Below are 24,259 nucleotides of genomic sequence, written 5' to 3' on the forward strand. Positions count from 1 at the left end.
ATCTCGATCGCCTCTCACCACTGCTGAACCGTCACCGCCCGCGAGCAGCCCCCGTGCCCCAAATGTCGGTCCGTTCGCCTATGGTGCACAGGGGACCCGGGTATCGCGAGCCGGGCCCGGTACGAGGCCGCAGGAGGACCCGGGTGGAGCAGGGCGCAGCGCGCGAGCGGGCGACGGAGAGGTCGTACCCGCCCCTCGGCGACGCCGTACGCGTACCGGAGCAGGCCCGCGGCGAGCACACCCACGGCGAGCACCCGCACGGCGAGCCGCGCGTCCCCGCCCCGCGTGTCGTCCAGCGGCACTCCGTCCGCGACCAGATCCTCGAAGCCCTCCGGACCGCCCTCGTCGGCGGCGAGCTCGTCCCCGGCGAGGTCTACTCCGGCCCCGCCCTCGGCGAGCGCTTCGGCGTCTCCGCCACCCCCGTCCGCGAGGCCATGCAGCGCCTCGCCGTAGAGGGGGCCGTCGAGGTCGTGCCCAACCGCGGCTTCCGCGTCGTCGAGCGCACCCCGCGCGAGCTCGCCGAGCTCGCCGAGGTCCGCGCGCTCATCGAGGTCCCCGTCATGCTGCGGCTCGCCCGCACCGTCCCGGCCGCCCGCTGGGCCGAGCTCCGCCCGCTCGCCGAGGCGACCTCGACCGCCGCCGCGCGGGGCGACCGCGCCCACTACGCCGAGACCGACCGCGCCTTCCACCGGGCGCTCCTCTCCCTCGCCGGGAACGAGCAGCTGCTCGCCGTCGCCGACGACCTCCACCGGCGCTCCCAGTGGCCGCTGATGAGCGCCCCCGTCCTCCGCCACGGCGAGCTCGTCGCCGACGCCGCCGAGCACACCGCCCTGCTCGACGCGCTGATCGCCCAGGACCTGACGGTCGTCCAGTCGCTCGTACGCGAACACTTCACCGGATCGGAGTGCTGAGCGCCCGCCGGCACTTCACCGGATCGGAGTGCTGAGCGCCCGCCGGCACTTCGCCGGATCGGAGCGCTGAGCGCCCGTCGGCACTTCGCGGGACCGGAGTGCTGAGCGCCCGGGAGCACTTCGCGGGACCGGAGCGCTGAGCGCCCGGGAGCACTTCGCCGGATCGGAGTGCTGAGCGCTCAAGAGCACTAAGGTCGTTGACGTCAGCCCGCCCGCACCGCGTCGCCCGTGAGGTGTCCCATGCCGTCCGCGACCCCGCCCCCGGCATGGGAGGGACGCCGAGCCGTCACCGGTACGGAAGCCGAGGCCACCGCCCTGCTCGGCTGGCTCACCGATCCCGAGGCGCCCCGGCTCTGCCTCGTCACCGGCGCCCCCGGCAGCGGCAAGACGGCTCTGCTCGGCTGGTTCGCCAGGCACGGCCCGCGCGCCGGCGGCCGGCGCCGCCGCACGCCCCGCGTTCTCGTCCCGCTGGCCGGGCAGAGCGCGCTCGGCGCGACCTGGACCATCGCCGACCGGCTCGGCGTGGTGGCCGGCTCGCCCGGCGAGCTCGTCCACGCCCTCGCCACCAGCGAGGCGCGGCCCTCGGGCCGGGCCGTCCTCCTGCTCACGGACCTCCACGCCGCCGCCGAACCCGCCGCGCTCACCGAGCTCATCGGCGAGCTCGCCGGGGTGGGGCGCGTCCGTCTCGTCGTCGAGGCCCGCACCGGCAGCCCGGCCCCCGAGACCCTGCGCTCCGCCCGCCGGGCGACGGTCGTGGACCTGGACGGCGAGCCCGCACCCGCCGACGGCGCCCCCGCGGAGCCCGTACGCCCGCTGCCGGACCTCTCCGACCCGCTCGCCGTGTGCGCGGCCGACCCGCTGCTCGTCACCACGGCGTATGTCACCGGATCCGGTGAGGGTTCCGGTGAGGGCGCGGTTGACGACCACGGGGGGCTCAGGACCGCCTGGCTGCGGGCCGGCCAGTCGCTCTGCCGCGAACAGGCCCCGGCGGAGCGGGCGCTGGTCCTTCTCGCCGCCCTCGGGGACGGCGCCGATCCCCGGCTGCGGCCCGCACTGGCAGGGCTCGCCGAAGGAGCCGCCTGGCGGCTCCGGTGGGCCCGCAACCGCGGCGACCTGACGCCCCCGTGGCCGGGACCCGTCGCGGTACTCGGCTCCGCGGGCGGCCCGCTGGAGGGCACGCTGCTCGTCGGCGACCGCACCGGCACCGTACGCCTGCTCCACGAGGCCGACGCGAGCTCCGCCGGGCGCCTCGCGCACACCGTCCCCGGCCGGGTCACGGCGCTCGCCCCCTCACCGGACGGCACGGTGCTGCTCCTGGACGACCGGGGCAGACTGCACTCCGTACGAGGCACGGCCCCCCGGGCCCCGTACCTGGAGCGGCTCACCGAGGCCGTCTCCGCGACGCTGGCCCGCCACCCGGGGACGGCCCTCGCGGCGATCGCCGGCTCGGTGGTGGTGGGGGACCGGCTCGGCTCCGTGCACGCCTTCGGCCTGACGGGGCTGCACCAGGCCGCCCCGCACAGCGGCCGGGTCACGGCGGTCGCCGCCGTCGAGTCCGAGACCCCGTTCGTGTGCTCGGGCGGCGCCGACGGCACCGTCCGGCTCTGGACCCCGGGCCGGGACCCGCGCCCCGAACCCCTCGCCGAACGCCCCTCCCCGGTGGTCTCCCTGCACGCGACGGAGACCCCGCACGGCCCCCTGGTCGCCGTGGCCTGGGCCGACGGCCTCGTGGAACTCCACCACCCGGAAGGCGGCCCGAAGCTCTCCTTCCGCCCGGGCCCCCCGATCCGCGCGGTCGCGGTCACCGGCGCGGGAGCCCTGCTGGTCGGCACCGACGAGAGCCTGGTGTGCCTCGTACCGAGATCCCGGGAGAGACTCCTCCGGCCCTCGCCCGAGGGGTGACCTCGGCGGAGTCGTGACGGTCGAGCGGACCTCTCGGTGTCCGGTCGGTGTCCTCTCGATGTCCGGCGATGTGCCCCGGCGCCGCAGCGCGGAGGCACATCGCACAATTACTGACGGAACGTCATTTCAGTGTTCCCGTCGGTGACTTCAGGTCGCAGGCCGGGGGGTCAGCTGGGACGAGAGCCAGGTGGGGACGCCGCCGAGGAGGCGGAAGAGGCGGCTTGCCTCCGCGCGGAGGCGGCCGGCCTCCGGTTCGGTCTCCGTGTCGGCGAGGGCGGTGAGCGCCGGGGCCGTGCCGACCAGGTAGCCCAACTCCTCGCGGATCCGCAGCGACTCCGCGAAGCCGTGCCTCGCCTCCGCCAACTCGCCTTCCCGCAGGGCGAGTCCGGCGAGGTGACGCCAGGTGGAGGAGAGCAGCAGCGAGTCCCCCTGTGCCGTCGCCCCCGCGTGCGCCCTGCGGTACGCGGCGCGGGCCGCCTGGGGCGAGTCGCCGAGGTTCTGGGCGATCAGCCCGCGCCGGAAGTCCAGCAGTGGCCGGCCCTCGTCCGAGGGGGCGATCAGGGCCGCCGCGCGGCCCAGGGCCATGCGGGCCTCGTCGGCCCGGTCGCGGACCCCCAACAGGGTGGACGCGTAGGCGAGATAGCCGCGTTCGCAGGCCGCGGCGCCCCGCTCCTCGTCGGTGCGGGCCACCGCCTCGGCCGCCCGGAGCGCCTCCTCGGCGTCGGCCCACCCCTGTTCCGTGTAGAGGCAGCGCTCGATCAGCAGGGCCGCCCGTTCGAGCGCGGCGGCCGGTTCGGTCGCGTACGGGGCGAGCAGTGCTGCCGCGTCCGTCCAACAACCTCGGGAGCGGAGCCGCCATATGGCGGTCTCCACGGGAGTCTCCTTGCCGTAGGCGAGGGACGGATCTTCGCCACCCTTTGATTCGGAACCAGACATGGCGGTATCCGCCACATTGCCCTCCCCGAGCGCGCCATTGAGCTGTTGAGTAGACCCGCATCTCAGCACGAAGGGCGGTACATGGCCAAGGGGTCAGGTGAAAAATTTCACAAGAGTCCGGCCCGTGCGGACGCCGTCGTCCGGGCGGCGGCCGACAGCCCGTCAGATCGCTGTCGGGCCCGGGATCAGGCCCCGGCGAGGCCCGTCGGCCGACCCGGCCGACGGGCTGCCACCAGCCCGGACGTCACTCCGACGGACTCATTCGAAAGGGTGAAATTCGAAGGTCGTCCACCGAGAGGCGCGGAAGGGTGAATCCCCGGGAAATCGGCTCTTCAGCTCATCCGGAGGGCGAGGAAGAAGTCGAGCTTGTCCTCCAGGCGGGAGAGGTCGCGGCCCGTGAGCTGCTCGATCCGGCCCACCCGGTAGCGCAGCGTGTTCACGTGCAGGTGCAGGCGGGTGGCGCAGCGCGTCCAGGAGCCGTCGCAGTCCAGGAAGGCCTCCAGGGTCGGGATGAGCTCCGCGCGGTGCCGCCGGTCGTAGTCGCGCAGCGGGTCGAGCAGCCGGGCCGTGAAGGCGCGGCGGACGTCGTCCGGCACGAACGGCAGCAGCAGGACGTGCGAGGCCAGCTCGTGGTGGCCGGCGGCGCAGACCCGGCCCGGGCGGGCGGCGGCGACCCGGCGGGCGTGCCGGGCCTCCTCCAGGGCCCCGCGCAGGCCCTCCGCCGAGTGCACGGCCGCGCTGACGCCGAGCGTGAGCCGCCCGTCGTCGGCGAGACCGGAGGAGAGCGGGGCGCGTACGGCGGCCAGCAGCGCGTCCGCGTGCAGGCCGAGCGCGGTCGCCGGACCCTCGTCCTCGCTGTCCGGCAGCGGCGCGGACGCCAGCGGGACCAGGGCGATCGCCTCGTCGCCGCTGTGGGCCACGGCGATCCGGTCGGCGGACTCGGCACCGACGGTCGCCGGGTCGACGAGGATCTCCTCCAGGAGCGCCTGGGCGACCGGCCCGCCGTCCACGACGGCCCCCTGGCCGCCCTCCTGCTCCCAGTCGACGCGGGCGACGACGACCTGCCAGTGCGGGGCCGTGCCGAGCCCGGGCAGCAGCACCGGGGCCGCGACCCGCAGGCGGGCCGCGATCTCGGCGGGCGCGGCGCCCGTCTGCACCAGCTCCAGGACCTCCTGGGCGAGCCGGCGCCGTACCGTACGGGCTGCGTCGCGCCGGTCCCGCTCGACGGCGATCAGCTGGGTGACGCCCTGGAGCAGGTCGAGCCGGGCGGCCGGCCAGTCCCCGGCGTCGGCCTCGACGGCGAGCAGCCAGTCCGACAGGACCGTCTCGCGCACGTCCCTGGAGGCGGGGGCGGGGCCGCGGCCGGTGTTACGGATCGGGAAGAGCGAGTACGTGACTCCGGCGTGGTTCAGCCGGTGCGGGCCGCGCCGCCCGGTGCGGGTCGCGGCCAGGTGCTCGCCCGCCAGGGTCGCCGCGAGGCCGCTGTCGAGGGGCTCGCCCGCGCCCGCGATCTGGCGACCGGTGGGGGAGAGGACCCAGGCCCGAAGGTCCAGGTCGGAGCCGAGGAGGTCGAGGACGACCTCGGGGCCGCCGCCCGCGGGGCCGGAGGTCATGAGCCGCCGGTGCCGGTCGACGACGGCCGCCAGGTCGCCCGCCCGCTCGCCGGAGACCTGTCGAACAACGTGTTCGGTGATCGTCGCGAACGCAACGGACTCGTTCACCGCGAAGAGCGGCAGCCGATGGCGCAAACACGCCTGTACGAGATCATCGGGAATGTCGCCCAGCTCCGCCTCGCCCGCCGCGAGGGCGGCCACCCCGGCCGAGGCCAGGATGCGGGCGAAGGGCTCGGCGTCCGCCGGCTCCCGCAGCCAGGCGAGGCCGGTGAGCACCAGCTCGCCGCCGGACAGGTACCGGCTGGGATCCTTGAGGTCCGTCGTCATCACGCCGCGGACGGTGCGGTCCAGCTCGTCCTCACCGCCGAGCAGGCGCAGCCCCAGCGCGTCGTTCTCCATCAGTGCGCGCAGCCGCATCGTGTCGCCGCCGTTCCTTCAGTGGGTGGTCGTGGGGATCATGGGGTGTCGCGTTGTCGACGGTGGCGTGGTGCCACCGTTTCCAGGGGAAAACGGAGAGGTTGCCGTTTCCCCCCGTTCGTTCGAATCTACAAGACGACGACGGGCACCAGCCAACTCCTTCATGTTTTCGGTGACTGCACCCGGGCGAAGGTGGGCTTGTGTACTAGGCCACACACCGCGTTAACAGCACATGAATAAGAAGTCGAGGGCCGGCCGTCCCCCCGGGCCCATGCGTTCGACCCCCGATCACTAGAAGCACTAGAAGAGAGCCACCATGGACTTCCTTCGCCCCGCCAGCTGGGAGGAGGCGCTCGCCGCCAAGGCAGAGCACCCCACGGCCGTGCCCATTGCGGGTGGCACCGACATCATGGTCGAGATCAACTTCGACCACCGGCGCCCCGAGTACCTCCTGGACCTGAACCGTATCGAGCTGCTGCGCGAGTGGGAGGTCGGAGAGGAGAACGTCCGCCTCGGCGCCTCCGTCCCGTACACCCAGATCATGGAGAACCTGCGGGCCGAGCTCCCGGGCCTGGCGCTCGCCTCGCACACGGTCGCCTCCCCGCAGATCCGTAACCGCGGCGGCGTCGGGGGCAACCTCGGCACCGCGTCGCCGGCCGGCGACGCCCACCCGGCCCTGCTCGCCGCGGGCGCCGAGGTCGAGGTCGAGTCGGTCCGCGGCAGCCGGTTCATCCCGATCGACGAGTTCTACACGGGCGTGAAGCGCAACGCGCTCCAGCCCGACGAGCTCATCAAGACCGTCCACATCAAGAAGGCGGACGGCCCCCAGCAGTACTCCAAGGTCGGCACCCGCAACGCGATGGTCATCGCCGTCTGCGCCTTCGGCCTGGCCCTGCACCCGGAGACCCGGACGGTCCGCACCGGCATCGGCTCCGCCGCGCCGACCCCCATCCGCGCCAAGGAGGCCGAGGCCTTCCTGAACGCGGCTCTGGAGGAAGGCGGCTTCTGGGACAACGGCAAGATCATCACCCCGTCGGTCGCCAAGCAGTTCGCCGACCTCTGCTCGGCCGCCGCCAACCCGATCGACGATGTCCGAGGCACCGCCAAGTACCGCCGCCACGCCGTCGGCATCATGGCCCGCCGCCAGCTCGGCTGGACCTGGGAGCAGTACCGCGGAACCGGCCGCACGCTTGAGGGAGCTGCATAACCATGCGCGTCAATTTCACGGTCAACGGCCGTCCCCAGGAAGCCGACGACGTCTGGGAGGGCGAGTCCCTCCTCTACGTCCTGCGTGAGCGGATGGGCCTCCCCGGCTCCAAGAACGCCTGCGAGCAGGGCGAGTGCGGCTCCTGCACGGTCCGCCTCGACGGCGTGCCGGTCTGTTCGTGCCTCGTCGCCGCCGGCCAGGTCGAGGGCCGCGAGGTCGTCACCGTCGAGGGCCTCGCCGACTTCGCCAAGGAGCGTGCGGAGCACGCCGGTTGCGGTACGGGTGCCTGCGGCACCTCGCTCGACTCCGCCAAGAAGTGGGAGGCCAAGCCGGGTCAGGACTCGCAGACCGGCGAGGGCGTCGAACTGAGCCCGATCCAGCAGGCGTTCATCGACGCCGGCGCCGTCCAGTGCGGCTTCTGCACCCCGGGTCTGCTGATCGCGGCCGACGAGCTCCTGGAGCGCCAGAGCGACCCGTCCGACCAGGACATCCGTGAGGCCCTCTCCGGCAACCTCTGCCGCTGCACGGGCTACGAGAAGATCCTCGACGCGGTCCGCCTGGCGGCCGCCCGTCAGGGAGAGGCGGTCTGACGATGGCTCAGAACACGCGCACCGTTCCGGCGGGCACGCCGACGAACGTCACGCAGAACCACACCAAGGGCGGCATCGGCGAGTCCACGCTCCGCCCGGACGGCACCCTCAAGGTCACCGGCGAGTTCGCGTACTCCTCGGACATGTGGCACGAGGACATGCTGTGGGGCCAGACCCTGCGCAGCACCGTCGCCCACGCCGAGATCGTCTCCATCGACATCTCCGAGGCCCTCGCCATGCCCGGCGTGTACTCGGTGCTGACGTACGACGACCTGCCGGCCCCGATGAAGAACTACGGCCTGGAGATCCAGGACACCCCCGTACTCGCCAACGGCCGGGTACGTCACCACGGTGAGCCGGTCGCCCTCGTGGCCGCCGACCACCCGGAGACCGCCCGCCGCGCGGCCGCCAAGATCAAGATCGACTACCGGGAGCTGCCGGTCGTCACGGACGAGGCCTCCGCCCTCGCCCCCGACGCGCCGCTGATCCACGAGGGCCGCGACGACCACCACATCGGTCACGTCCCGCACCCGAACATCGTGCACCGCCAGCCGATCATCCGCGGCGACGTGGCGGAGGCCCGCAAGCGCGCCGACGTCATCGTCGAGGGCGAGTACACCTTCGGCATGCAGGACCAGGCCTTCCTCGGCCCGGAGTCCGGCCTCGCCGTGCCGTCCGAGGACGGCGGTGTCGACCTCTACGTCGCCACCCAGTGGCTGCACTCGGACCTCGGTCAGATCGCCCCCGTCCTCGGTCTCCCCGAGGAGAAGGTGCGCATGACGCTCTCCGGCGTCGGCGGTGCCTTCGGCGGCCGCGAGGACATCTCGATGCAGATCCACGCCTGCCTCCTGGCCCTGGCCACGGGCAAGCCGGTGAAGATCGTCTACAACCGCTTCGAGTCCTTCTTCGGGCACGTGCACCGTCACCCGGCGAAGCTCTGGTACGAGCACGGCGCCACCAAGGACGGCAAGCTCACGCACATGAAGTGCCGGATCGTGCTCGACGGCGGCGCCTACGCCTCGGCCTCCCCGGCCGTCGTCGGCAACGCCTCCTCCCTCTCCGTCGGCCCGTACGTCGTCGACGACGTCGACATCGAGGCGATCGCGCTCTACACGAACAACCCGCCCTGCGGCGCGATGCGCGGCTTCGGCGCCGTCCAGGCCTGCTTCGCGTACGAGGCCCAGATGGACAAGCTCGCGGCGAAGCTGGGCATGGACCCGGTCGAGCTCCGCCAGCTGAACGCCATGGAGCAGGGCACGATCATGCCCACCGGCCAGGTCGTGGACTCCCCGGCGCCCGTCGCCGAGCTGCTCCGCCGCGTCAAGGCCCGCCCGATGCCGCCGGAGCGCCAGTGGGAGACCGCCGGCGAGGGCGCGGACGTCCGCGCACTGCCCGGCGGCCTGTCGAACACCACCCACGGCGAGGGCGTCGTCCGCGGCGTCGGCTACGCGGTCGGCATCAAGAACGTCGGCTTCTCCGAGGGCTTCGACGACTACTCGACCGCCCGCGTGGTCCTCCAGGTCATCAACGGCGAGCCCGTCGCCATGGTCCACACGGCCATGGCGGAGGTCGGCCAGGGCGGTGTCACCGTGCACGCCCAGATCGCCCGTACGGAGCTGGGCGTCACGCAGGTGACCATCCACCCGGCCGACACCCAGGTCGGCTCCGCCGGTTCGACGTCCGCCTCCCGGCAGACGTACATGACCGGTGGCGCCGTGAAGAACACCTGCGAGGCCGTCCGCGAGAAGGTCCTGGAGCTCGGCCGCCGCAAGAAGGGCTCCTACCACCCCGCGTGGGCGACCGCCGAACTCCTCCTGGAGAGCGGCAAGGTCGTCACCGACGGCGGCGAGGTCCTCGCGGACATCGCCGAGGTCCTCGAGGGGGAGGCGCCGATCGACATCGAGCTCGAGTTCCGCCACCGCCCGACCCAGGCGTTCGACCTGGTCACCGGCCAGGGCGAGGGACACGTCCAGTACACCTTCGCCGCGCACCGCGCGGTCGTCGAGGTGGACACCGAGCTCGGCCTCGTGAAGGTCATCGAGCTCGCCACCGCCCAGGACGTCGGCAAGGCACTCAACATGCTCTCCGTCGTCGGGCAGATCCAGGGTGGCACCACCCAGGGCCTGGGCGTGGCGGTCATGGAGGAGATCATCGTCGACCCCAAGACCGCGAAGGTGCGCAACCCCTCCTTCACGGACTACCTGATCCCCACGATCCTCGACACGCCGACCATCCCGGTCGACGTGCTCGAACTCGCCGACCCCAACGCGCCGTACGGCCTGCGGGGCGTCGGCGAGGCCCCGACCCTGTCGTCCACCCCGGCCGTCCTCGCGGCGATCCGGGCGGCGACGGGCCTGGAGCTCAACAAGACGCCGGTCCGCCCCGAGGCGCTCACCGGCACCCTGTAGGACTCTCCGGGCGGTGCGTGCCTCCCGGGAACGTCACACTTCCCCGCCCGCCCGTACCGCCCGGAGTACTCCCCCCGCAGTACCAGCACCACCTGCAGCACCCGCACCACCTGCAGTACCCGCATCACCCTCAGCACCCTCAGTACCCCCGCAGTACCCGCAGTGCCGATTCACTTCGTTCGTCTCGGGCCGTCCCCCGGGTCGTGCAGCCCACGCAGCATCCCAAATCCCGCAGCTTCACCAGATCAGAATCCTTCGAAGTCTGATGCGGGTGCCCCTTTGAACCTTGGGAGTAGGCCCCATGACCCAGTCGTCTGTGGAGCCCAAGACCGCATCGGAGGACGCGGGCTCCGGCTCCAACGTCCCCGCCGGCCGTTCTTGGCTCGACCGGTACTTTCACATCTCGGAGAGAGGATCCACCGTCGCGACGGAGATCCGCGGCGGCGTCACCACCTTCATGGCGATGGCGTACATTCTCCTGCTCAACCCCCTGATCCTCGGCGGCAAGGATGTGGACGGCAACGTCCTCAGCCAGCCCGCGCTGATCACCGCGACGGCTCTCGCCGCCGCCGTGACCACCCTCCTGATGGGCTTCTGGGGCAAGGTCCCCCTCGCGCTCGCGGCCGGCCTCAGCGTCTCCGGCGTGCTCTCCTCGCAGGTCATCGCCGTCATGACCTGGCCGCAGGCGATGGCGATGTGTGTCGCCTACGGTGTGGTGATCTGTCTCCTGGTGGTCACCGGCCTCCGCGAGATGATCATGAACGCCATCCCGCTGGCGCTCAAGCACGCGATCACCATCGGCATCGGCCTCTTCATCGCGATCATCGGCTTCGTCAAGGCCGGCTTCGTCCACGAGAACCCCTCGCCCGGCGGCGGCCCGGTCGTCCTCGGCCCGCTCGGTGAGCTCCAGGGCTGGCCCGTCCTCATCTTCGCCGTCACCCTGCTCCTGATCTTCGCCCTTCAGGCCCGCAACATCCCCGGCGCCATCCTGATCGGCATCGTCGCGGGCACGGTCATCGCCATGATCGTCAACGCGGTCGCCGACATACCCGCCAAGGGCGCCGGCGCCTGGTTCTCCGGCCCGCCGGAGCTCAACGGCAGCGCCGTCTCCGCGCCGGACTTCTCGCTCATCGGCGAGGTCTCCTTCAGCGGCTGGGGCGACGTCGGCTACATCACGATCACCATGATCGTCTTCACCCTGGTCCTCGCCGGCTTCTTCGACGCCATGGCCACCATCATCGGCGTCGGCTCCGAGGCCAACCTGGCCGACGACAAGGGCCGCATGCCGGGCCTGTCCAAGGCCCTGTTCATCGACGGCGCCGGCGGCGTCATCGGTGGTGTCGGCGGCGGCTCCGGCCAGACCGTCTTCGTCGAGTCGGCCACCGGCGTGGGCGAGGGAGCCCGTACGGGTCTCTCCTCCGTCGTCACCGGCGCGTTCTTCGCCCTCTGCCTCTTCTTCACCCCGCTCACCGCGATCGTCCCGGCCGAGGTCGCCTCCGCCGCCCTGGTCGTCATCGGCGCGATGATGATGCAGAACGCCAAGCACGTCGACTGGAGCGACCGCTCCGTGGCGATCCCGGTGTTCCTCACCGTGGTCCTGATGCCGTTCACCTACACCATCACCACGGGTGTCGCGGCCGGTGTCATCTCCTACGTCGTCATCAAGGTGGCGCAGGGCAAGGCGCGCGAAGTGGGCGCCTTCATGTGGGGCCTGACCGCGATCTTCATCGTGTACTTCGCGATCCATCCGATCGAGAGCTGGCTCGGCGTCAGCTGACGCCGTACCGTCGCCCTCCGCACACACCCAAGGAGACCGAAATGCTGGACATCGCCGAAGAGCTGCACCGGTGGGTCGAGCAGGGACGCACCTTCGCCGTCGCCACCGTCGTGGCCGTCGGCGGCAGCGCGCCCCGGCAGCCGGGAGCGGCCCTCGCCGTCGACAGCGAGGGCACGGCGATCGGATCGGTCTCCGGCGGGTGTGTGGAGGGCGCGGTCTACGAGCTGTGCCGGCAGGCCCTCGAAGACGGGAAGACCGTCGTCGAGCGCTTCGGCTACAGCGACGAGGACGCCTTCGCCGTGGGTCTGACCTGCGGCGGCATCATCGACATCCTCGTCACCCCGGTACGCGGCGGGGTCTTCCCCGCCGCGCTCGCGGCCGCCTCCACGGGGGAGGCCGCGGCCCTCGCCCGGATCGTCGACGGACCGGACGAGCTGCGGGGCACCGCCCTCCTCGTCCGCCCCGACGGCTCGTACGAGGGAAGGCTCGGCGGCCACCCCGAGCTGGACCGCACCGCGGCGGGCGAGGCCCGCGCGATGCTCGACGCGGGCCGCACCGGCACCGTAGAGATCGGCGAGGACGGCAGCCGCTGCGGACAGCCGCTGACCCTTCTGGTCGAGTCCTCCGTCCCCGCCCCCCGCATGATCGTCTTCGGCGCCATCGACTTCGCCTCCGCCCTCGTCCGGGTCGGCAAGTTCCTCGGCTACCACGTCACCGTCTGCGACGCGCGGCCCGTCTTCGCGACGCCGGCCCGCTTCCCCGAGGCCGACGAGATCGTCGTCGACTGGCCCCACCGCTACCTGGAGTCCACGGAGGTCGACGGCCGCACCGTCCTGTGCGTCCTCACCCACGACGCCAAGTTCGACGTGCCGCTCATCAAGGCCGCCCTCAGGCTTCCCGTCGCGTACATCGGCGCCATGGGCTCCCGCCGCACCCACGAGGACCGCAACAAGCGGCTGCGCGAGGTCGGCGTCACCGAGCTCGAACTCGCCCGGCTGCGCTCCCCGATAGGCCTGGACCTCGGCGCCCGCACGCCGGAGGAGACCGCCCTGTCCATCGGCGCCGAGATCGTCGCCAACCGGCGCGGCGGCAGCGGCACCTCGCTCACCGGCGCGCACACCCCGATCCACCACGACGGCCCCCGCGAGCCCGACGGCCGCATAGGCTCCGTCGCCTGAGCCGGCCGCCCGGGGCGTCTCGGCCGGCCGAAGCCTCAGCGGGCGGTCCGCTCCCGCACGGTCGAGGTCCAGGCGGGCCGTTCCTCGGCGACCTCCGGTTCGGCGCGCCGCCCGCCCCGGGCGAAGAAGTCGGCGAGCGGCAGGATCGCCGCGCCGACGGTCACCGCGTCGGGGCCGAGCGTCCCCATGCCGATGTCGACCCGGGCAGCCGGGTACGCCAGCGCGTACTGTGCGGTGTAGCCCTTGACCGTCTCCAGGAACCGGTCGCCGAGCTGGAGGCCGGCCCAGCCGCCGACGAGGATGCGTTCGGGCTGGAAGAGGTTGATCAGGTCGCCGAAGCCGGCGCCGAGGTACTCGGCGGTCTCCTCCAGGACGGCGAGTGCGGTGGCGTCGGGTGTCCGGTCGGCGTCGGCCGGGTAGGCGGCGGCGAGCATCGCGGTCAGCGCGGTCTCCTCGTCCGCACCGGCCGGTGGCTGTCCGCCCGCCTCGCGCCAGCGGTCGAGGAGGGCCTCGGCGCCGGCGTAGGCCTCCAGGCAGCCGTGGGAGCCGCAGCGGCAGCGGCGGCCCCGGACGCTGACGGTCAGATGGCCCCATTCGAGTGCCCGGCCGGGTCCCATGGGGTCGGTGACGACACAGGCGCCGACGCCGGAGCCGAAGAGGACGACGACGGCGCTGCGGGCCCCGCGTCCGGCGCCGAACCACATCTCGGCCTGGCCGAGGGTCTTGGCGCCGTTGTCGATCCAGTACGGGACGGACTCGGGCAGGTCGACGGCCTCGCGCAGGAGCCGTTCGAGGGGGACGGCGTCCCAGCCGGTGGTCTGGCCGTGGACGACCGCGCCGTCCTCGTCGGTACGGGCCACGATGCCGGGAACGCCGATCCCGACGCCGAGGAGCCGCTCGGCGGGAACGTCGGCCGCCCGCAGGAGCTCCGCGATGCCCTCGCGGACGTGCTCCACGATGACCCCGACCTCGTACCGGTCGTGCGGGTGGGGGCTGTCGGCCGTCAACGGGCGCTCGGCGCGGGCGAGTTCGGTGAGGGTGAGGTCGAAGAGCTCGATCCTGACCCGGGTCTCGCCCACGTCGACGCCGATCATGAAGCCGCTGGCGGGGGTGACCCGCACCAGGATGCGCGGGCGGCCGCCGGCGGAGTCGACGCTGCCGGCCTCCTCGACGAGACCCTCCGCGAGGAGTTCGGCGACCACGTTGCTGACCGAGCCCGAGCTCAACCCGGTCGCGGGCCCCAGCGAGAAGCGGCTCATCGGCCCGTCGAAGTACAGGCGCTGGAGGACGGCGGTGCGGTTCTCGCGCCGCAGGTCGCGCACCGTGCGGCCGTTTCGCGTGGTCACTTGGGCCCCCTGGTGAAGTAGTCCTGATCGCAAGATACCTCTGGTGGGGCCCCGGGCGAGCGCTTCTCTTGGGCTTTAAGTCGTATTCTGAAATAAGCCCTTCAGGTCTTCAGGACCTGAACGCGGGACGGCGCGCTACACACCCAGGAGTGTACGGAGGTGGTCGCAGGCCCCGGCCTCCGAGTCGTGCGTGGCGACGGGCTCGTGGGCGCCGCGCTCGTACACCCCGGTCTCCCATGTCGTACCGCCCTCGGTGGCACCGCCCGCGGCCCCGCCCGTCGGCCCGCCCACGGGCCTGTCCGCGGGCCCGCCCGGACGCGTCCGCAGATAGACGAAGTCGGGCGGGGTGGGCGTCGGTTCGTGGACGCCCTCGATCCAGTAGTACGCCTCGGGCACCCCGGCCTCCCGGAGTGCCCGCTCCAGCGTGTGGCGGTCGGTCACGCGGGGACGCGCACCAGGTAGCCGTTGTCGAGCAGCCACTTGACGCTCAGCCGCTGGCCCTCGCCCGGGTTCAGGAAGGCCGGGTCCAGCTTGATCTGGCGGCCGCCGCCCGGCTGCTCGAACCAGGGCGCGATGGAGCCCTCCCAGACCACGAACGACTTCGTCACCTCGTACAGGTGGTAGTCGCAGGGGAAGGCGGCGTCCCGGGTGTTGAGGTTCTGCGGGGGCAGCGCGCGCTTGGCGTAGTCGTCACCGGCCGGGGCCAGGTACGAGCCGAACTCCGAGCCGAAGCGGTCCAGGCGCTCGCCCTCCGCCAGCAGCTCGGGCGCCTTGTCGACGGTGCCGTTGACCTCGCCGAAGCCGTCGTTCGGCGGGTACTTCCAGCTGCCGGTGTCGGCCGGACCCTCCCAGTACTTCTTGAGGAAGTCGGCGGAGGAGAGCTGCCCCGTCCGGTGGTAGCGGTTGAGCAGCGGGCCCACGGGCTCCTGCCACTTCTTCGGCAGGAACTTCGGGCCGAGCCGCTTGTCGCCCTCGAACTCCCCGGTGCAGGGGGCCGGGGGAGCGGCGACGGAACTCCCCGCCCGCTGCTCGGCGGGCTGCTCGGCGGGCGCGGCCTGCGCCGCCGGGGCCGCGGCGAGCGCGGCGGTCACGCCCATGGCGGCGAGTACGGCACGGATCCTGAGGACGGTACGGCTGCGCTCCACGCGGAGGTCTCCCTGGGTGAGGATGGTCAGTGGCGCGGCACACAGTAGTTGATCACGTGCGCAGAGTGATCGAACGTGGGCCGAAACCGGCCATTCGTGCCCGTTGGAGGGGTTCAGGCCTTCCGGAGTCCGCTGAGGAGCAGCTCGGCCAGCTGCTCGTACGCCTCGGCGTCGGCCAGGCCGGTCGCCGCGGCCACCTGGCGCCGCTGGATGCGGACCATCACCGAGGAGATGACGTCGGCCGCGAAGGTCACGTGCACCTCGCGGAAGACACCGGCCCGCACGCCCTCCTCGATGAGCTGCTGGACCCGGCCGGCCGCCGCGCGGGTGTTGCGCTCGTACACCTCGGCCGCCGGCTCGAAGGCGGCCACGTCGTCGAAGAACTGCGGCGAGACCGGCGCCAGCTCGGCCGAGACCGCGCGCAGATAGGCGGCGAGCCGTTCGGCGGGGTCGGTCGCGGCGGCGAGGACCGCCTCGACCCGGGCCGTGGCCCGCCGGAAGAAGTGCACGACCGCCGCCCGGACCAGCTGCTCCTTGCTGCCGGCGAGGCCGTACAGGGTGCGCTTCGAGCAGCGCAGGCGGGCGGCGAGGTCGTCGAGCGTCAGGCGGGCGAAACCCTCGCCGACGAGCAGGGCGACGAGCTCCTCGAAGAGGGCGGAGCGGCGTGCCGCTCCGCGGCCCGTCAGTTTCGGGGCGTCGGCGGAGGAGGTCTCGATCACGCGGACAGTATTCCAGGCCGCCCTCCGGGCGACCTCGAGCCCCGGTGGTGAGGGGTTACGGCGGGACTCGACTGCGCTACGCTAAGCGGTACTGCAGTACCTGCCCCAGTACCACTTTGCGCGCCGCTGGAGTCGCCATGGATGTCGACCGCCTGCTTCCCACCCCCGAGGCGGCGGACCTCATCGCCCTCACCCGGGAGATCGCCGACAAGGAGCTCTCTCCGCGGGTGAACGAGCACGAGGCCGCCGAGACCTATCCCGAAGGTCTCTTCACCACCCTCGGAGAGGCCGGGCTGCTCGGCCTCGCCTACCCCGAGGAGTACGGCGGCGGAGGCCAGCCGTACGAGGTCTACCTCCAGGTCCTGGAAGAGCTCGCCGCGCGCTGGGCGGCCGTCGCCGTCGCCACCAGCGTGCACACGCTGGCCTGCCACCCCCTCCACACCTTCGGTACGCCGGAGCAGAAGGAGCGCTGGCTGCCCGCGATGCTGGAGGGCCGGACCATCGGCGGCTACAGCCTCTCCGAGCCGCAGGCCGGCTCCGACGCCGCCGCCCTCAGCTGCAAGGCCGAGCTCCAGGACGGCGGCGCCTACCGCGTCACCGGCACCAAGGCCTGGATCACCCACGGCGGCAAGGCCGATTTCTACGCCCTCTTCGCCCGTACCGCCCCCGGCAGCCACGGCATCTCCTGCTTCCTCGCCCCCGGCGCCACCGAGGGCCTGAGCTTCGGCGCACCCGAGCGGAAGATGGGCCTCCAGGCGGTCCCGACCACCTCCGCCTACTGGGACGGCGCCCTCCTCGACGCCGACCGGCGCATAGGGGAGGAGGGGCAGGGGCTCCAGATCGCCTTCAGCGCCCTCGACAGCGGCCGCCTCGGCATCGCCGCCTGCGCCACGGGCCTCGCCCAGGCCGCCCTCGACGCCGCCGTCGACTACGCCAACGAGCGCACCACCTTCGGCCGCCGGATCGTCGACCACCAGGGCCTCGGCTTCCTCCTCGCCGACATGGCCGCCGCGGTCGACGCGGCCCGCGCCACCTACCTGGACGCGGCCCGCCGCCGCGACCTCGGCCGCCCGTTCAGCCGCCAGGCCAGCGCGGCGAAGCTCATCGCCACCGACACGGCCATGAAGGTCACCACCGACGCCGTCCAGGTCCTCGGCGGCTACGGCTACACCCGCGACTTCCCGGTCGAGCGCTACATGCGCGAGGCGAAGATCATGCAGATCTTCGAGGGCACGAACCAGATCCAGCGCCTGGTGATCAGCCGCGGCCTCGTGCGCGGGTAGCGGGCGGCGGGTAGCTGGTAGCGGGTGGCGCACGATCCCGGCGAGCCCTCCGGCTTACTTGCCGAGGGCGGCGACGCCGGCCTGGGCGAACTTCTCGTCGAGGTCGCCGGAGGGCGCGCCCGCGACACCGATGCCCGCGATGGGGGCGCCCTTGGCGGTGACGGGGGCGCCGCCCGCGAGGAAGAGGGTGCCGGGGATGTCCTTCAGGTTCGGGGCCTGGGTGAGGCGGCCGGCGAGGACGGAGGTCGGGGCGTTCCAGGAGACGGCGGTGAACGCCTTGCGCTCGGCGGACTCGTAGGACTGCGGGCCGGCGCCGTCGCCGCGCAGGGTGACGATGGTGTTGCCGTTGCGGTCGACGACGGCGACGGAGACGCGCTGGTTCTCCTTCTCGGCGGCGTCCAGGCTCGCCTGCGCGGCCTTCGTCGCGGCCTCGATCGTCAGGTGCGTCGACCGCGTCGTGTTCTTGTTCTTGGCGTCGGCCTTCTTGGCGTCGGCCTTCGGGGCGGCGGCGGCCGGGTCCTCGCCGGTGGCACTGGCGGAGCAGGCACCGAGGCCGCCGAGCGCGATGGCGGCGGCGAGCGCGCCACCGGTCACGGCGCGGGTGCGCGAGGAGGCCTTCTTCACGTGCTTCATGGGGTCTGCTCCAGTGAACTCGGTGAACCGCGAGGGCCGTCGGGAAGCCGTGGCCCGCTCTCCCCTCCATCCTGGGATCGCCCCGCCCCGTACCCCGTCGTCGGCCCGGCTGCACCCGGAGGGCGCAACGGTCGACCCCCGGGTCAGCCGATCGGTTGACCCCGTGCGGACTCCTCCCAGCCCACGGCCAGTTCCGCGAACGCATGCGCGGCGGCGCTCCGGTACCCGCTCGCGCGGGCGAGGAGCGAGACGCCGCGGGACGGGAGGGCGGGGGAGAGCGGAACGGGCGTCAGTCGGGGGTGGTCGCGGGTCACGGCGTCGGGGAGGACCGTGGCCAGCGCGGTGCTCCGGACGATCTCGGTGAGCGCCCCGAGGGAGTTGGCCTCCACCGCGATCCGGGGCCGGACGCGGTGCTCGGCCAGGTACGCGTCGATGTGCCGCCGGGTCGCGAAGTCCTCGCTCAGCAGGGCGAGTGGACGGTCCGTCAACTCGTCGACCGGGAGCGGCTCCTCGCGGCCGGCGTACGGATGCGAAGGTCCGACGACGAGCCCGAGGGTCTCGGTGAAGAGCGCGGTGGGCTCGATGCCCGGGAGGTGGACGCCGGCGAAGGCGATGCCGAGATCCAGGCGGTCGGCGAGGAGTTCGGCCTCGATCCGGTCCTGCGGCAGCTCCCGCACCTCCACGGTGATGCCGGGGTGGCGCCTGTGGAACGCGGCGACGAGCGGACCCGTGAGGTACGCGGTGAAGGTGGGGGTGGCCGCGATCCGGAGGTGGCCGCGGGAGAGGTCCCGTACGTCGAGCACCGCCCGCTCGCCCGCCGCCAGGTCCCGGAGCGCGCGCCGGGCGTAGCGGGCGTAGGTCTCCCCGGCGTCCGTGAGGCGCACGGTCCGGCCGGTGCGGTCGAGGAGCTGGACCCCGACGGCCTTCTCCAGCTGTTTGATCTGTTGGGACAGCGTGGGCTGGGCGATGCGGAGCTCTTCGGCGGCGCGGGTGAAGTTGGCGTGCTCGGCGACGGCGAGCAGATAGCGGAGGTGGCGGAGTTCCGGCTGCATGAACCGACTATAGATCTCATCTATGGCAGATATCGATGACAGGTCTTGGACGCTATAGCCACTGGTCGTGCAGGGTGAAGGCATGCCTCATCTCGCCGAGGGAATCGACCGCTTCCAGCGGGAGGTCTTCCCTGCCAAAGCCGGTCTCTTCGCCCACCTGGCCACCGCCCACCGCCCCGGAACGCTCTTCATCGGCTGCTCGGACGCCCGCGTCGTCCCCGAGCTGATCACCCAGACCGATCCGGGCGAGCTGTTCGTCATCCGCACCGCCGGCAACCTCGTCCCCGCCCACACCCCGGGCGCCGACGCGGTGACCGCCGCGGTCGAGTACGCCGTCGCCGTCCTCGGCGTACGGGACGTCATCGTCTGCGGGCACTCCGCCTGCGGCGCCATGACCGCCCTCGCCGAGGGCCACGACCTCGGCGCCGCGCCCGCCGTCGCCGCCTGGCTGCGCCACGCGGACGCCTCCCTGGCCCGCACCGCCGCGGCCGGACGCCGGGGTGACGTGGCCGCCCTGGTGCGCGAGAACGTCGCCGCCCAGCTGGCGAACCTCGCCACCCACCCGTCGGTCGCCCGCGCGCTCGCCGGGGGAGACCTGCGGCTGCACGGCTGGGTCTTCGACATCGCCGAGGGCTCCGTCGAGGAGCTCGACGCCACAGCGCGCCCCACCGTCGCCGCCTGATCCCCGGAACTCCCCCCCCAAAAAAAGAAGAACCACAGGAAAGGACGTACCTCTCATGGTGCACGCCCAGTTCGACCCCACCGCCCGTCGCGAGCTCGCCGTCGCCGCCGTCGAGGCCAAGATCGTCAAGGATGTGACCTGGCAGCAGATCGCGGACGCCGCCGGGTTCTCCGTCGCCTACACCACCGCCGCCGTACTCGGCCAGCACGCCCTGCCGGAGCCCGCCGCGCGGGCGGTCGCCGGGCTCCTCGGCCTGGACGAGGACGCGGTCCGGCTGCTGCGCACGATCCCCACCAGGGGATCGATCGACGGCGGCATCCCGACCGACCCGACGATCTACCGCTTCCACGAGATGCTCCAGGTGTACGGGACCACCCTGAAGGCCCTCGTCCACGAGGAGTTCGGCGACGGCATCATCTCGGCGATCAACTTCAAGCTGGACGTCAAGAAGGTCGCCGACCCCGAGGGCGGCGAGCGGGCCGTCATCACGCTCGACGGCAAGTACCTGCCGACCAAGCCCTTCTGACGGATGATCAGGTGGGTGGGGGTGGGGTGACCCTCGCGCCAAGGAGAGTAAGGGAGTTGGTCCACAGCGCGTCGAAGCGCTCCACGTCGTCGTACAGCTTGGCGAAGAGGACCTGGCCCTCCAGCTGGGCGACGAGGGCGCGAGCGGCCCCGTGGGTGTCGGTGACGGTGACCTCGCCGCGCCCACGGGCCTCTTCGACGGTCGCCTCCACCAGGGCCACCTGCTCGTCGAAGACCTCCCGCAGCCGCTCGCGCACGGCCGCCGTCCCGGTGCTCATCTCCAGGGCCAGGTTCCCGAGGAGGCAGCCCGTGACGGTGCCGCAGCTCAGCTGCCCGGCGCGCAGTTCGTCCCCGGTGGAGTCGAAGAGCCGCCGCAGCCCCTGGAGCGGCGGGACGTCCCCGTCCAGCGCGCGGGTCCACTCGGCGCGCTGACCCGTCCAGTGCTCGTCGATGACGGCGAGCGCGAGCTCCTCCTTGGAGGCGAAGAAGTAGTAGAAGCTGCCCTTCGGGACCCCGGCCGCCTTGCAGATCTCGGCCACGCCCAGGGCGGAGTAGCCGCGCGACAGCATCAGCGTCTTCGCGGCGGTCAGGATGCGCTCCCGCGCGTCACTCGTTCGCCCCATGGCGAAAGTGTACGACCGGTCGACTACCGCCGAAGGATGTCCTGGTTCCGCTTCCGGGGGTGCTGCCTGCGGTTCTATGGTGGGCGGCGCAGATCGCGCGGACCGCGCGGTCCCCCGCGGGTACGCGCCCGGTCCGGCGGCCATCCCGGCGGCAGGGCCCCACCCGCACGACACGAACGAGGAGTTCCATGGACATCGCCGGCTCCGCCGCTCTCGTCACCGGCGCCGCTTCCGGCCTCGGCGCCGCCACGGCCGCCGCGCTCGCCGCCCGTGGCGCCACCGTCTACGGCCTCGACCTGGACAAGGCCGTCGCCGCCGCCGGGCCGCTGCCCGAGGGCGTCCGGCTGCTCGCCGCGGACGTCACCGACGAGGACCAGGTACGGGAGGCCCTGGCCGCGATCGACGCGGACGGCGCCGAGCTCCGGCTCGCCGTGAACTGCGCGGGCATCGCCCCCTCCGCGCGCATCCTGGGCCGCAAGGGCCCCCACGACCTCGACCTGTTCCGCACGGTCCTCAACGTGAACCTGCTGGGGACGTTCAACGTGATGCGGCTCGCCGCCGAGGCCATCGCCCGGCACGAGCCCGACGAGAACGGACAGCGCGGCCTGGTCGTGAACACCGCCTCGATCGCCGCCTTCGAGGGCCAGGTCGGCCAGATCGCCTACGCCGCCTCCAAGGCCGGCGTCGCGGGCATGACCGTCACCGCCGCCCGTGACCTCGCGCAGTTCGGCATCCGGGTCGTCACGGTCGCCCCCGGCATCGTCGACACCCCGATGATGGCCGGATTCGGCGAGGAGGTCAGGGCCGGACTCGCCGCCAGCGTCACCTTCCCGCAGCGCCTCGCGCGCCCGGAGGAGTACGCCCGGCTCGTCACGATGATCGTCGAGCACGACTACCTCAACGGGGAGACGATCCGGATGGACGGCGCCCTGCGCATGGCCCCGCGCTGAGCCTCCGTACCCCCGATGCAGCACTCGGTGCCGGATTTTCCCGGCACCAAGTGCTGCATCGGCCGGTCCGAGTGTTAGGTTCGGGCCATGGGAACAGCCTCGACGAACTCTCCGAAGCCCGCGATGCGGGACTCCCTCATCGCCGCGGCCTTCCAGCTCTTCCTCGAGCGGGGCTACGAGCAGACCACCGTCGACGACATCGTCACGCTCGCGGGCGTCGGGCGGCGCTCCTTCTTCCGGTACTTCCCGTCGAAGGAGGACGTGGTCTTCCCCGACCACGAGCAGTGCCTCGCCGACATGACCCGCTTCCTCGCGGCGAGCGCCGACTCCGACGACCCGATCGTCCGCGTCTGCGACGCCGCCCGGCTCGTCATGCGGATGTACGCCGAGAACCCCACCTTCTCCGTGCAGCGCTACCGGCTCACCCGAGAGGTGACCGGACTGCGGACGTACGAACTCTCGGTCGTCTGGCGGTACGAGAAGACCCTCGGCGACTATCTGCGGACCCGGTGGGCCGACCGCAGGGACGGCACCCTGCGGGCCAACGTGGTCGCGGCGGCCGTGGTCGCCGCCCACAACCACGCCCTGCGCCACTGGCTGCGCTCGGGCGGGGAGGGCGACCCGCTGGCGGAGGTCGACCGCGCCCTGGAGTTCGTCCGCGCCACCTGGAGCCCGGACGCGGTCGCGGACGCGCCGGCCGAGGAGACCGAGGACGTCGTGGTGGTGATCACCAAGCGGTCCACCCCCATGTGGCGCGTGGTGCGCGAGGTGGAGTCGAGCCTCGGCGAGAGCTGACGGGAGGTCCCGCCTCGCCTCGGGGTTCTCGGTATCTCGAATTGAGGGAACTCAGGTCTTTATTTGATGGCACTCAGTGCCATATCTTTGCTCCTGCACGGTCGAGCCGCCGAGTGCAAGGAGAAGCCATCGTGTTCCACACGGGACTGAGGAGCGGGACCGCCCTCCAGGCCGAGGAGTCGGCCCCCGACTCCGAGCTCTACTTCCAGCGCTGCCGCTGGTGCCACACCACGACCTTCCAGCGCCTGCTCTGCCCGACCTGCGGGTCGACGGACCTCTCGCCCGAACTGAGCGGTGGCGAGGGCGTGATCACCGTACGACGCGGGGTCGCCGCGGCCGACGCCGACCTCTGGCCGGTGTACATGGCGGAGGGCTTCGTGGTCCGCTGCCGCGTCGACGGGCCGCTCCACGCGGTGCGCCCCGGGGTCCGGGTCAAGCTCTCCTCGGGCGTCGGCGTGACCGGGCGCAGGCCGGTCGTCCGGCTCTGCGAGGAGGTTCCGCTCGACGGCTGGCTCTGAGTCGAGCGCCGATACGGAAGGGGCAGGTAGGTGGCACAGAGTGCCACCTACCTGCCCCTTGTCGTTGGGCGCGGGGGACGGTCAGCGGGCGCCGATCTCGTCCGTCAGCTGCGGCAGCACCTCGAAGAGGTCGCCGACCACGCCGTAGTCCACGAGGTCGAAGATCGGGGCCTCGGGGTCCTTGTTGACGGCCACGATCGTCTTCGACGTCTGCATGCCGGCCCGGTGCTGGATCGCGCCGGAGATGCCCGCCGCGACGTACAGCTGCGGCGAGACCTGCTTGCCGGTCTGGCCGACCTGGTTGGCGTGCGGGTACCAGCCCGCGTCCACGGCGGCGCGGGAGGCGCCGACGGCCGCGCCGAGCGAGTCGGCCAGCTTCTCGACGACCGCGAAGCCCTCGGCGGCGCCGACGCCACGACCGCCGGAGACCACGATCGCGGACTCGGTCAGCTCGGGGCGGCCGGTGGAGACGCGCGGGGTGCGCGAGACGACCTTCGCGGCGTTGCCGGTGAAGGCGACCGTGACGTTCTCGACCGTACCGGCGGCCGGGGCGGCCTCCGGGGCGGCGGAGTTCGGCTTGACGGTGATGACCGGGACGCCGTGCGAGACCGTCGAGCGCACCTGGTACGAGGCGGCGAAGACGGACTGCGTGGCGACCGGGCCGTTCTCGCCGGCCTCCAGCTCCACGGCGTCGGTGATCAGACCGGAGCCGAGGCGCAGCGCGACGCGGGCCGCGATCTCCTTGCCCTCGCCGGAGGAGGTCACCAGGACGGCGGCCGCCCCCTTCTCCTTCGCGAGCTGGGTGAGCGCGTCGACCTTCGGGACGACCAGCTGGTCGGTGAACTCGGCGCCGTCCGCGACGTACACGGTGGCAGCGCCGTACTCGCCGGCCTTGGCGGCGATGGCGGCGGCGGCCTCGCCGGCGCCGAGGACGACCGCGGAGGGCTCGCCGACGCGGCGGGCCAGGGTGAGGAGTTCGAGGGCCGGCTTGCGGACCGCACCGTCGGCGTGGTCCACGAGAACCAGGATCTCAGCCATGATTCATTGCT

At 72.6% G+C, this 24,259-nt stretch carries 23 protein-coding genes; 13 read left to right on the forward strand and 10 right to left on the reverse strand.

Features of this window, described 5'->3' with window-relative positions; translation table 11 throughout:
- The first annotated feature begins 143 nt into the window (after window positions 1–143).
- Window positions 144–911 carry a GntR family transcriptional regulator gene (locus OG361_RS31355; protein WP_405858866.1) on the forward strand — a complete coding sequence of 256 codons (768 nt, stop codon included), beginning with the start codon at window positions 144–146 and terminating at the stop codon, window positions 909–911.
- Window positions 912–1,151: 240 nt separating this feature from the next.
- Window positions 1,152–2,813: a WD40 repeat domain-containing protein gene (locus OG361_RS31360; protein ID WP_405858868.1), complete on the forward strand. Its 1,662-nt coding sequence runs from the start codon at window positions 1,152–1,154 to the stop codon at window positions 2,811–2,813.
- 147 nt (window positions 2,814–2,960) lie between these two features.
- On the opposite strand, the gene OG361_RS31365 is transcribed toward OG361_RS31360, so the two are convergent.
- On the reverse strand, window positions 2,961–3,749 hold the full coding sequence (locus OG361_RS31365) for a hypothetical protein (RefSeq protein ID WP_405858870.1): 789 nt from the start codon (window positions 3,747–3,749) through the stop codon (window positions 2,961–2,963).
- Between the two features lie 332 nt (window positions 3,750–4,081).
- The gene (locus tag OG361_RS31370) at window positions 4,082–5,779 is read right to left on the reverse strand and encodes a PucR family transcriptional regulator (RefSeq protein ID WP_405858872.1); all 1,698 of its coding nucleotides are present in this window, start codon (window positions 5,777–5,779) and stop codon (window positions 4,082–4,084) included.
- A 316-nt stretch (window positions 5,780–6,095) separates the two neighbouring features.
- On the opposite strand from OG361_RS31370, the gene OG361_RS31375 reads away from it, so the two are divergent.
- From OG361_RS31375 to OG361_RS31395, 5 genes are all read left to right on the forward strand, one after another.
- Window positions 6,096–6,986: an FAD binding domain-containing protein gene (locus OG361_RS31375; RefSeq protein ID WP_384575454.1), complete on the forward strand. Its 891-nt coding sequence runs from the start codon at window positions 6,096–6,098 to the stop codon at window positions 6,984–6,986.
- A 2-nt stretch (window positions 6,987–6,988) separates the two neighbouring features.
- Window positions 6,989–7,576 carry a (2Fe-2S)-binding protein gene (locus OG361_RS31380; protein WP_384575451.1) on the forward strand — a complete coding sequence of 196 codons (588 nt, stop codon included), beginning with the start codon at window positions 6,989–6,991 and terminating at the stop codon, window positions 7,574–7,576.
- A 2-nt stretch (window positions 7,577–7,578) separates the two neighbouring features.
- Complete coding sequence (gene pucD, locus OG361_RS31385; protein WP_405858874.1) at window positions 7,579–9,984, forward strand: xanthine dehydrogenase subunit D; 2,406 nt, start codon at window positions 7,579–7,581, stop codon at window positions 9,982–9,984.
- A 301-nt stretch (window positions 9,985–10,285) separates the two neighbouring features.
- The gene (locus tag OG361_RS31390; protein WP_384575445.1) at window positions 10,286–11,761 is read left to right on the forward strand and encodes an NCS2 family permease; all 1,476 of its coding nucleotides are present in this window, start codon (window positions 10,286–10,288) and stop codon (window positions 11,759–11,761) included.
- A gap of 41 nt (window positions 11,762–11,802) precedes the next feature.
- Window positions 11,803–12,939, forward strand: coding sequence for an XdhC family protein (locus tag OG361_RS31395; RefSeq protein WP_405858876.1), 1,137 nt, complete (start codon window positions 11,803–11,805; stop codon window positions 12,937–12,939).
- Window positions 12,940–12,974: 35 nt separating this feature from the next.
- Here OG361_RS31395 and OG361_RS31400 read toward each other — a convergent pair whose 3' ends face one another.
- From OG361_RS31400 to OG361_RS31415, 4 genes are all read right to left on the reverse strand, one after another.
- Window positions 12,975–14,285: an ROK family protein gene (locus OG361_RS31400; RefSeq protein ID WP_405858878.1), complete on the reverse strand. Its 1,311-nt coding sequence runs from the start codon at window positions 14,283–14,285 to the stop codon at window positions 12,975–12,977.
- Between the two features lie 135 nt (window positions 14,286–14,420).
- Window positions 14,421–14,726 carry a hypothetical protein gene (locus OG361_RS31405; protein WP_405858880.1) on the reverse strand — a complete coding sequence of 102 codons (306 nt, stop codon included), beginning with the start codon at window positions 14,724–14,726 and terminating at the stop codon, window positions 14,421–14,423.
- The gene (locus tag OG361_RS31410) at window positions 14,723–15,382 is read right to left on the reverse strand and encodes a TNT domain-containing protein (RefSeq protein ID WP_405862540.1); all 660 of its coding nucleotides are present in this window, start codon (window positions 15,380–15,382) and stop codon (window positions 14,723–14,725) included. The genes OG361_RS31405 and OG361_RS31410 overlap by 4 nt, the downstream gene beginning before the upstream one ends.
- Window positions 15,383–15,543: 161 nt before the next feature.
- Entirely contained in the window at window positions 15,544–16,149 is a 606-nt protein-coding gene (locus tag OG361_RS31415; protein WP_150264947.1) for a TetR/AcrR family transcriptional regulator, read from the reverse strand.
- A gap of 137 nt (window positions 16,150–16,286) precedes the next feature.
- Between OG361_RS31415 and OG361_RS31420 the strand changes: the two genes are divergently transcribed.
- The gene (locus OG361_RS31420; RefSeq protein ID WP_405858883.1) at window positions 16,287–17,432 is read left to right on the forward strand and encodes an acyl-CoA dehydrogenase family protein; all 1,146 of its coding nucleotides are present in this window, start codon (window positions 16,287–16,289) and stop codon (window positions 17,430–17,432) included.
- Between the two features lie 54 nt (window positions 17,433–17,486).
- On the opposite strand, the gene OG361_RS31425 is transcribed toward OG361_RS31420, so the two are convergent.
- The gene (locus OG361_RS31425; protein WP_405862542.1) at window positions 17,487–18,056 is read right to left on the reverse strand and encodes a heme-binding protein; all 570 of its coding nucleotides are present in this window, start codon (window positions 18,054–18,056) and stop codon (window positions 17,487–17,489) included.
- Window positions 18,057–18,208: 152 nt separating this feature from the next.
- Complete coding sequence (cynR, locus tag OG361_RS31430) at window positions 18,209–19,117, reverse strand: transcriptional regulator CynR (RefSeq protein ID WP_405858885.1); 909 nt, start codon at window positions 19,115–19,117, stop codon at window positions 18,209–18,211.
- Window positions 19,118–19,199: 82 nt separating this feature from the next.
- Between cynR and OG361_RS31435 the strand changes: the two genes are divergently transcribed.
- The gene (locus OG361_RS31435) at window positions 19,200–19,799 is read left to right on the forward strand and encodes a carbonic anhydrase (protein WP_405858887.1); all 600 of its coding nucleotides are present in this window, start codon (window positions 19,200–19,202) and stop codon (window positions 19,797–19,799) included.
- Between the two features lie 55 nt (window positions 19,800–19,854).
- Window positions 19,855–20,325: a cyanase gene (cynS, locus tag OG361_RS31440; RefSeq protein WP_405858889.1), complete on the forward strand. Its 471-nt coding sequence runs from the start codon at window positions 19,855–19,857 to the stop codon at window positions 20,323–20,325.
- 7 nt (window positions 20,326–20,332) lie between these two features.
- Here cynS and OG361_RS31445 read toward each other — a convergent pair whose 3' ends face one another.
- Window positions 20,333–20,947, reverse strand: coding sequence for a TetR/AcrR family transcriptional regulator (locus OG361_RS31445; RefSeq protein WP_405858890.1), 615 nt, complete (start codon window positions 20,945–20,947; stop codon window positions 20,333–20,335).
- A gap of 188 nt (window positions 20,948–21,135) precedes the next feature.
- Between OG361_RS31445 and OG361_RS31450 the strand changes: the two genes are divergently transcribed.
- From OG361_RS31450 to OG361_RS31460, 3 genes are all read left to right on the forward strand, one after another.
- Window positions 21,136–21,897: an SDR family NAD(P)-dependent oxidoreductase gene (locus OG361_RS31450; protein ID WP_384578107.1), complete on the forward strand. Its 762-nt coding sequence runs from the start codon at window positions 21,136–21,138 to the stop codon at window positions 21,895–21,897.
- Between the two features lie 87 nt (window positions 21,898–21,984).
- Window positions 21,985–22,692, forward strand: coding sequence for a TetR/AcrR family transcriptional regulator (locus OG361_RS31455; RefSeq protein ID WP_405858892.1), 708 nt, complete (start codon window positions 21,985–21,987; stop codon window positions 22,690–22,692).
- Window positions 22,693–22,823: 131 nt separating this feature from the next.
- On the forward strand, window positions 22,824–23,210 hold the full coding sequence (locus OG361_RS31460; RefSeq protein WP_384578103.1) for a zinc ribbon domain-containing protein: 387 nt from the start codon (window positions 22,824–22,826) through the stop codon (window positions 23,208–23,210).
- An 81-nt stretch (window positions 23,211–23,291) separates the two neighbouring features.
- Here OG361_RS31460 and OG361_RS31465 read toward each other — a convergent pair whose 3' ends face one another.
- Window positions 23,292–24,248, reverse strand: a complete 957-nt coding sequence (locus OG361_RS31465) for an electron transfer flavoprotein subunit alpha/FixB family protein (protein ID WP_405858894.1) — start codon at window positions 24,246–24,248, stop codon at window positions 23,292–23,294.
- Window positions 24,249–24,259: the final 11 nt, after the last annotated feature.

The sequence above is a fragment of the Streptomyces sp. NBC_00090 genome (genome assembly GCF_045160815.1).
Taxonomy (GTDB): Bacteria; Actinomycetota; Actinomycetes; order Streptomycetales; family Streptomycetaceae; genus Streptomyces.